Raw genomic sequence first — 8,325 nt, 5'->3', positions numbered from 1 at the left:
GAGTGGGGGAGTGGGGGGAGTGGGGGAGAAATTTCTTCCTTCTGAACTCCTGAATGGGTGCAGGACCTGCGCCCCTACCTCCTGATAGGGTGGCGTGGCGTTAGCTATACTCCTGTTCAATACTCCTGTTCAATACTCCTGTTCAATAAAATATCCTAGCAGTGTGTTATGTAAATAAACAGTCTGCTAGGAATAAGTAATATTGCTTGCCATGTTTGAGCGGATTAGTATTTAATTATTCACATAAAAATACTGTCCTACGGCTAACTACAATAAACAAAAAAGGTGTATAAATTGGTTAAGATAATTCATGGAAATGGTTAATTTGTGATTAAAATCAAAGTCCGAGATTGCTGACGGGTGTATTTTTTTTGGTAATCTAAACTGGCACTTTTAGGGTTTTTCATAGTCGTGACAACCCTGACTGTGGCAAAACAAGTGATTAAAGAGAATTTTATGGCGCTTATAGTTCAAAAATACGGTGGTACATCTGTTGGTTCAGTCGAACGGATTCAAGCTGTAGCAATGCGGGTTGAAAAAACTGTCAAAGCTGGAAATTCTGTTGTAGTAGTGGTTTCTGCAATGGGTAAAACCACTGACGGGTTAGTTAAACTAGCTAATGACATCTCTAAAACTCCTAGTCGTCGGGAAATGGATATGCTGCTTTCTACAGGGGAGCAAGTTACCATTGCTTTACTGAGTATGGCATTGCAGGAAATTGGTCAACCAGCAATTTCGATGACTGGCGCTCAGGTAGGAATTGTTACCGAAGCAGAACACAGCCGCGCCCGGATTTTACATATTGAAACTGAACGCTTAATGCGGCAAGTTAATGGCGGTAAAGTGGTTGTGGTTGCGGGATTTCAAGGAATTAGCAGTACAGAAGCATTAGAAATTACTACTTTGGGACGTGGTGGTTCTGACACTTCCGCCGTCGCCATAGCCGCTGCTATCGGGGCAGATTTTTGTGAAATTTATACAGATGTTCCGGGAATTTTAACTACAGATCCGCGTCTTGTTCCTGAAGCCCAATTATTGACAGAAATCACGAGTGATGAAATGCTGGAATTGGCTAGTTTAGGGGCGAAGGTATTACATCCCCGGGCTGTGGAAATTGCCCGCAATTATGGTGTTCCCCTGGTGGTACGGTCAAGTTGGACGGATCAGCCCGGAACTTGGGTAACTACGCCGTCAAGGCAAGATCGGGCGTTGGTAAATTTAGAATTGGCACGACCAGTGGATGCTGTGGAGTTTGATATTCAACAGGCTAAGGTGGCTTTATTGCGTGTTCCTGATAGACCAGGGATAGCCGCTCAGTTATTTGGGCAAATTTCCCAGGAAAATGTGGATGTGGATTTAATTATTCAGTCTATTCATGAAGGTAATACTAACGACATTGCTTTTACAGTAAATACTTCAATATTAAAACGGGCGGAAGCAGTATCATTGGCTATAGCACCGATATTTAAAAATCAGCATAGTTCAGATGAAGCGGAAGTAATAGTAGAAAAAGATACTGCTAAAGTGAGTATTGTCGGGGCGGGAATGATTGGTCGTCCGGGGGTAGCAGCGCAGATGTTTACAACTTTGGCGGAAGCTGGTGTGAATATTCAGATGATTTCTACCAGTGAAGTTAAGGTGAGTTGTGTGGTGGATATTGGGGATTGCGATCGCGCTATAGCTGCTTTGTGTCATACTTTTGAAATCAACTCTTCTTCTACTTCTCTCTCCTGTGCTGGGATTAAAGCCCCGGCGGTGCGTGGTGTCGCTTTAGACATGAACCAAGCCCGAATTGCGATTCGGCAAGTACCAAACAATCCGGGTATGGCTGCCAAATTGTTTGGATTTTTAGGGCAACATAACATCAGTGTGGATATGATTATTCAGTCCCAACGTTGTCGAATAGTAAATGGTGTTCCCGGAAGGGATATTGCCTTTACTGTGGCGAAAATGGATGCAGAAAATGCTCAACAGCAATTAAAAGCAGTTGCCAAAGAGTTTGATTGGGGTGAGGTAGTATTAGATCAGGCGATCGCTAAAGTTAGTATCGTTGGTTCTGGGATGGTAGGACAACCGGGCATAGCCGCCAAAATGTTTACAGCCTTAGCTAAAAATCACATCAACATTCAAATGATAGCCACTTCAGAAATTAAAGTTAGTTGTGTTGTCGGACAGGATGAAGGTGTCAAAGCATTACAAGTTATTCATTCAGCTTTTGATTTAGCTGGAAGTGAAAAATTTGTAGTTCCAGCGTGAAAATACCCAACCTGATTTTTCTCCTCATTGCAGCATTTGCAGAAATCTCCGGTTGCTACAGTTTTTGGGCATGGTTAAGATTAGGAAAAAGCATCCTTTGGGTAATTCCGGGAATTTTCGCTTTGATCATCTTTGCTGTGTCCCTAACTAAAGTAGATGCCGATAATGCTGGCAGAGTTTATGCTGCCTATGGGGGAATTTATATCCTTTCATCCTTGCTGTGGTTATGGCTATTTGAAGGAGTAAAACCGAATAGATGGGATTTATCGGGTGTGATATTTTCCCTTTTGGGAACGGTAATTATTTTATGCGGTTCACATAGATAAATGAACAGAATAATTAACCGCAGATAAACACAGATAAACGCGGATGAATTAATGGATTCGTCTCGTTCCCAGTCTCTGACTGGGAATGAATTCTAGAAGGCTCTGCCTTCAATGATATTAGAGGCAGAGCCTCATCAACTGCATTCCTAGTCAGAGACTAGGAACGAGATGTGGTAGAGATTTGAGATTAAGTTGACACATATCAGCTTTTGCTTTACCCCTAGGTTTAGAATCAAACAATCAAGCCATTTTGAGTATATATCGAGTATATTATAGCCTCCTCCTCGCTTGCGAGGGTGCTGGGGTTCTTATAGCTGACTGAATAAAAAAACGCTGTATCTCTCATTAATAAGATTTACCATCACTACCAAAGTATTCTCGGTAAGCACAAACTTGATTATCTCGAATATCAAAAGCAATTGCAACCCGATTTTTATAAGGATTACCAAATAAGTTACCTTCATCCCGAAATTCAAAAATCACTGTTTTTTCATTGCTAGTAATATTGTCTAAAGAGGTAATCTTAATTCCTAGTTGGAAGGACTCAGAAACATATTCAAAAAACTCCTTTGCTCGTTTTTTACCTACATTTAAACCGTGAAATTTTCCCATAGGAAACCAAAAGGTAAAATCATCTGTCAGCATATCTAAAAATGCTTGCCAATTACCAGTTTCTAAACCTTGCACAAAATACCCAAATGCCTGATTAGCGACATTTAAGGTGCGTTCTGATTGTGTAGTCATCTATCTATTCCTAATTTTTGATTTTTTGATAAATTACCACGCCAAAAGTGTGGTAATTAAAATGATGCCAAATTATGCCAGTCTGCGTTTAACTTCCTCTGGTAAATCTGCCAAAGCTACTTCTATTTGTTCACCACTTTGTAAATCTTTCAATGATGATTTTTGTGCGGCGGCTTCTTCTGAACCAATAATTACACAAAACCTAATTCCCAGTTTATCAGCGGCTTGAAATTGTTTACCCAATGGCTTTTTATCAAAATTAGTTACAACATTAATTCCTGCTTGTCTTAATTGTTGTGATACTTGTAAATAAACAGGCATTAAATCCTCTTGCATATTTACTACTACCACCTGAGTGGGAGTTGCCGGTAACGTATTCAAAATACCCGCTTTTAATAACCGACTAATTAAGCGAGTTAAACCAATAGAAATACCCACACCAGGCATTTTTTCACCAATAAACATTCCCACTAATTCTTCATATCTGCCACCAGAACAAATACTCCCCAAAGCTGCATGACCTAATAAAGTAGTTTCGTAAACAGTGCCAGTATAATAATTTAAACCACGAGCAATAGATAAATCAATACAGAAACGTTTATCAGCAACTCCTAAATTTCTCACTCCATTAATTACAGTTTCTAATTCCGTAACTCCTAAATTAAATTGTTCGGCTTCTGGCAAACTTTCAGCCAGGTGTTTAAGTTTATCTAAAACATCATCAATGCTGCCATCAATTTTCACAAACTCAATAATTTTTTCCGTTTGTTCTGAGGAAATACCTTCTGTCTCTAATTCTTGTTTAACTTTAGCTTCGCCAATTTTCTCCAAATTATCAATAATACTAATACAGGTTTTAATTTGGTTTTCAGTAACTCCTACTGATTGAAAAAAACCTGTGAGGATTTTGCGGTTATTAATACGAATGACAAAATCACCAATATTAATTTTTTCAAATATTTCCGTGATAATTGCCGGCATTTGGGCATCATAAAGTAAACTTAGTTTACCACGAGCAACCACATCAATATCACATTGTCGAAACTGCCGAAACCGTCCATCTTTTGCCCGTTCACCCCGAAATACCATGTCCGTTTGATAGCGAGCAAAAGGAAAAGTTAATTCATTTAAGTGACGGGCAATATACGCAGCAAGAGGAACAGTTTGATCAAATTTTAAAGCCCTGGCTTCTGAACCAGTTTCTCCAGATTTATCCTTTTCTGCTTGGCGATTTGGTGGTAAAATTGGCTCAATACCATAAATAATATTGTCACCTTGATTACCTTTAGCTTGCAGGACTTCTAACCTTTCCACTGCTGGAGTTTCAATAGGTGTAAAACCATAACTTTCAAAAACCTGACGAATAATATCTAGTAAATATACTTCTAGACGCTTTTCGCTAGGTAAAAATTCAGGAAACCCGCTAGGAGTAGAAAAGTTAATTTTGTCACTTTTAGTCATTTTTTTACCTTAATAAATGGGAAATTAATTACAGACTATTATAAGGAAGAACGCCGAAAACCCTTGAAAATGTGGGTGACTCAGGAAGCCACATTTGGGCTTTAGACAAGGGATTACCGCAAGGCGGAAGTCAAAAGTCAAAAGTCAAAAGTCAAAATGAAGACAGTATAGGCTTTTGGAGGATTTAGAATGGTTGGTTTATTTACGCCGTTTTGTACTAGAGGCAGGATAAATCCTGCATTGATTTTAATCCATATTCGTGATACAATCATATTGTCACTAAAGACATAAAAAGCTACCGAGGGACTCTCGGAAAGTTACGCTTGTCAGATATGATTTCGCCCGCCAGGGCCAACGAAATCAGGGCAAGAACCCAAATATTTAAGGCAGTGCCTGAAACTGGGATAACTGAGGGATATAGACTGAAACTCTCTATAGAATCTCCGCGTCTTTAGACCGGAGAGTGTCAACCAATAAGTAAGTGGGCGTTAAAAAGTATAATATAAACCTAACCCCCCAACCCCCTTCCCTGGTAGGAAAGGGGGAGTCAAAGCCTCTCCCCTACTAGGGGAGAGGTTTGGAGAGAGGTTTTATATTTAATTATGCCAAGCTAGTTAGGGTTTGCTGAAAAAGTTGTCTGTGAGGGCTAGAAGTATGGCTAACGCCACGCTACCAGGAGGTAGGGGCGCAGGGCTTGCGCCCATTCGGGAGTATGGCTAACGCCACGCTGCGTTATCAGGAGGATTTAGAAGAAGTTAGAAGTAATATCAAGTCTGGAAAATTGAGCGATTTTTGATGCTATATTCGATTTTATTGTGTTCACCTACTTACCCAGCTTCTATACCCCTACTCTTCATTATTAAACCACCAAGGGTCTTTATCAAAGTTAGTTTTAATCAAAAAGGCTTTTTTTCGCATAAAGCGTTTAAAGGCAGCTTTACCCATGCGTGAACCTCCCAAACCAGAAAATTTAAAGGAGTTTTTCTCTCCTTCGTGCATCATAGCTGTTAAACCTGCATCATTAATACTAATAGCACCTACATCTATTTGCATACCAATTTCTAATGCTAACTCTTCTGATTCAGAAAATATAGCAGCACTTAATCCATAAATAGAATCATTAGCTAAATTTATCGCTGCTTCTATATTAGCAAAAGGCATAATCGGCATAATTGGACCAAATGTTTCTTCAGTCATGACTTTCATAGAATGATCAACTTCAGTCATAACCGTAGGACGACACCACCAACCTCCACCTAATTCTTCTACTTTACCACCAGAGTGAATTACTGCACCTTTGGCAACAGCATCTAACAGATGATCATTAATAATAGCCGCTTGTTTTTCACAAATAATTGGACCAATTTCACCACTTTCAATAGTTGGATATGCCAATTTCAATTCATGAGCTTTAGTGACTAATTGATGATAAAATTCTTCAAATATAGATTCAGCAACATAAATTCTTTCAATTGATAAACAGGACTGTCCAGAGTTCACAACAGAACCCCACAAAATTGCTGAGGTTGCTAAATCTAAATCTGCTGATTCTAAAACAATAGCTGGGTCTTTTCCACCTAATTCTAAGAAAGCAGGAATAAATTTTTGGGCTGCCGATTCTGCCACTAACCGCCCAGTTTCTACACTACCTGTAAAACAAATTAAATCTACATCTTCTATTAAATCTGCTCCTGTTTGTCCTGCTCCTTCAACAAAGTTTAAAACATCACGTAATTGAGGAATTGTATTGATTGTAGTCATCAAGGGAGCAACAAATCGGGGAGTAATTTCACTAGGTTTAACTATTACGGCACAACCCGCTAGTAAAGCCGGAATCGTATCAATTGTAGATAACAATAGGGGGAAATTCCAAGGACTAATTACGCCAACCAGAGGATAAGGAACAGCCATTTGTTGTAAAGCAATAAAAGGAATAGATGTATTTTTTGCTGTCCCTTGTATTAATTGTGGAGCTAAATTACACCATTTATCAATACTAGAAATAAATGAATCCACCTCTGTCACTGATGTTGATAATCTTCCAGTATCACTGACTAAAGCTTCTATTAATTGTGTTCGGTCTGATAATATAGCTTGTTTCCATGCTTTTAAAGCGGCAATTCTGCCTTCAATTCCTAATTTTTGCCAGATAATTTGTCCTCTCCGCAAACGGTGACATTGCTGGGAAAGTAATTTTGGTGGCGGAGGAACGATGACATAATCAAATTTACCTGTGCGGGGGTTGCGGACTTCTATTGGTTTACTCATTTGTGATTAATTTAAATTTTATCTCTCGCAAAGGCGCAAAGGCGCAAAGGAAGAAATACCGTAAGCTTCCGAAAACGTTTTTACAGTATTTATTGTATTCTCAAAATAGTCCATTTATAGTTATTTGTATGTCTGCTGCTCAAAAACTGCGTGAATTATTGGCACGTCCTGAAATTATCGTTATTCCTGGTGTTTATGATTGTTTGAGTGCAAAATTGGTAGAAAAGGCGGGTTTTGATGTCGCTGCTACCAGTGGTTTTGGGATTGCTGCTTCTACCTTGGGTTTACCTGACTATGGTTTTCTCACTGCTACAGAAAATTTATCCACTGTCGGGAGAATAGCTCAGTCAATTAATATACCCTTGATTGCTGATTGTGATACGGGCTACGGTAACGCTTTAAATGTGATGCGAACTGTAAAAGATGCGGTGCAGTTGGGTTTAGCTGGGATTATTTTAGAAGACCAAGAATGGCCGAAGAAATGCGGACATTTTGCAGGTAAACGGGTGATTTCGATGACAGAACACGCGGGAAAAATCCGGGCTGCGGTGGAAGCACGTGGTGATAGCGATTTGGTCATTATAGCCCGAACTGATGCCCGTGCGCCTTTGGGGTTGGAGGAAGCCATTGCTCGTGGTCAATCATACATCAATGCTGGTGCAGATGTCTTGTTTGTGGAAGCTCCTCAATCTGTGACAGAGTTGGAAATTATAGCCGCTGCTTTTCCTGATGTGCCGCAATATTTAGCTGTGGAAAAGGAGTATAAGGAATAAATTATTCATTACTTCTCTGGTTGAAACTTGATGAATAATGAATTATATTAAAAATAATGCAATATAATACTGTGCATTATTGAGGTAATTTCATGAGTACCACGAGTTTTCGGCTTGATGATGACTTACAAGAGAAACTTGATACCACTGCTAACCGAATTAAGCGTTCTAAAGGTTGGATAATTAATGATGCTCTCCGTCGGTATATTGAGCAGGAAGAACTTAAACAAAGGATGTTTGAAGAAACTCAAGAAGCGATCGCTGATATTGAAGCCGGTCGTGTAGTATCAGGAGAAGAGGTGATGAAATGGTTGGAAACTTGGGGAACTGCTGCGGAAACAATTATCCCTAACTTCGTTAAATAGCCCAAAAAATCATCTGCGTTTATCTGCGTTTATCTGCGTTTGAATTACTCCATAAGTTATAATCTATTTAAAGAAAGTCAATTAAATGAAGAAAACCTAAATTATGGTAACACTAGAAGAGGCAATTTCAAC

6 protein-coding genes and 1 pseudogene are annotated in these 8,325 nt (G+C 39.3%); 4 read left to right on the top strand and 3 right to left on the bottom strand.

All coding sequences use genetic code 11. The annotated features are described in order from the left end of the window. The first annotated feature begins 456 nt into the window (after positions 1 to 456). Together IQ228_RS15770 and IQ228_RS15765 are read left to right on the top strand one after the other, a co-directional pair. Positions 457 to 2,256: an aspartate kinase gene (locus IQ228_RS15770; protein ID WP_193963486.1), complete on the top strand. Its 1,800-nt coding sequence runs from the start codon at positions 457 to 459 to the stop codon at positions 2,254 to 2,256. After that, positions 2,253 to 2,582, top strand: coding sequence for a YnfA family protein (locus IQ228_RS15765; protein WP_236630529.1), 330 nt, complete (start codon positions 2,253 to 2,255; stop codon positions 2,580 to 2,582). The genes IQ228_RS15770 and IQ228_RS15765 overlap by 4 nt, the downstream gene beginning before the upstream one ends. Before the next feature lie 345 nt (positions 2,583 to 2,927). Here the strand turns inward: IQ228_RS15765 and IQ228_RS15760 are convergent, their stop codons facing one another. The 3 genes from IQ228_RS15760 to IQ228_RS15750 form a co-directional block, all read right to left on the bottom strand. Beyond that, the gene (locus IQ228_RS15760; protein WP_027402483.1) at positions 2,928 to 3,326 is read right to left on the bottom strand and encodes a nuclear transport factor 2 family protein; all 399 of its coding nucleotides are present in this window, start codon (positions 3,324 to 3,326) and stop codon (positions 2,928 to 2,930) included. A gap of 72 nt (positions 3,327 to 3,398) precedes the next feature. Then, entirely contained in the window at positions 3,399 to 4,787 is a 1,389-nt protein-coding gene (gene hisS, locus IQ228_RS15755; protein WP_193963484.1) for a histidine--tRNA ligase, read from the bottom strand. Positions 4,788 to 5,633: 846 nt separating this feature from the next. After that, the gene (locus tag IQ228_RS15750) at positions 5,634 to 7,055 is read right to left on the bottom strand and encodes an aldehyde dehydrogenase family protein (protein WP_193963482.1); all 1,422 of its coding nucleotides are present in this window, start codon (positions 7,053 to 7,055) and stop codon (positions 5,634 to 5,636) included. Positions 7,056 to 7,183: 128 nt separating this feature from the next. Between IQ228_RS15750 and IQ228_RS15745 the strand changes: the two are divergent. Further along, positions 7,184 to 7,792 (top strand): annotated as a pseudogene (locus IQ228_RS15745) (oxaloacetate decarboxylase); the annotation flags it as partial. A 128-nt stretch (positions 7,793 to 7,920) separates the two neighbouring features. Next, positions 7,921 to 8,193 (top strand): CopG family ribbon-helix-helix protein, encoded by a 273-nt coding sequence (locus IQ228_RS15740; protein ID WP_027402480.1) that lies wholly within the window; start codon positions 7,921 to 7,923, stop codon positions 8,191 to 8,193. Positions 8,194 to 8,325 lie beyond the last annotated feature (132 nt).

This window comes from Dolichospermum sp. LEGE 00246, from assembly GCF_015207865.1.
Taxonomy (GTDB): Bacteria; Cyanobacteriota; Cyanobacteriia; order Cyanobacteriales; family Nostocaceae; genus Dolichospermum; species Dolichospermum heterosporum.
Note: the sequence above shows the minus strand (reverse complement) of the source record. Positions and strands in the feature narration are given on the sequence as shown.

What these genes read in the sequence shown, in the direction of transcription:
- IQ228_RS15740 (WP_027402480.1), top strand. Translation starts at nt 7,921, where the DNA reads ATGAGTACCACGAGTTTTCGGCTTGATGATGACTTACAAGAGAAACTT.
- IQ228_RS15770 (WP_193963486.1), top strand. Translation starts at nt 457, where the DNA reads ATGGCGCTTATAGTTCAAAAATACGGTGGTACATCTGTTGGTTCAGTC.
- IQ228_RS15750 (WP_193963482.1), bottom strand. Translation starts at nt 7,055, where the DNA reads ATGAGTAAACCAATAGAAGTCCGCAACCCCCGCACAGGTAAATTTGAT.
- IQ228_RS15760 (WP_027402483.1), bottom strand. Translation starts at nt 3,326, where the DNA reads ATGACTACACAATCAGAACGCACCTTAAATGTCGCTAATCAGGCATTT.
- hisS (WP_193963484.1), bottom strand. Translation starts at nt 4,787, where the DNA reads ATGACTAAAAGTGACAAAATTAACTTTTCTACTCCTAGCGGGTTTCCT.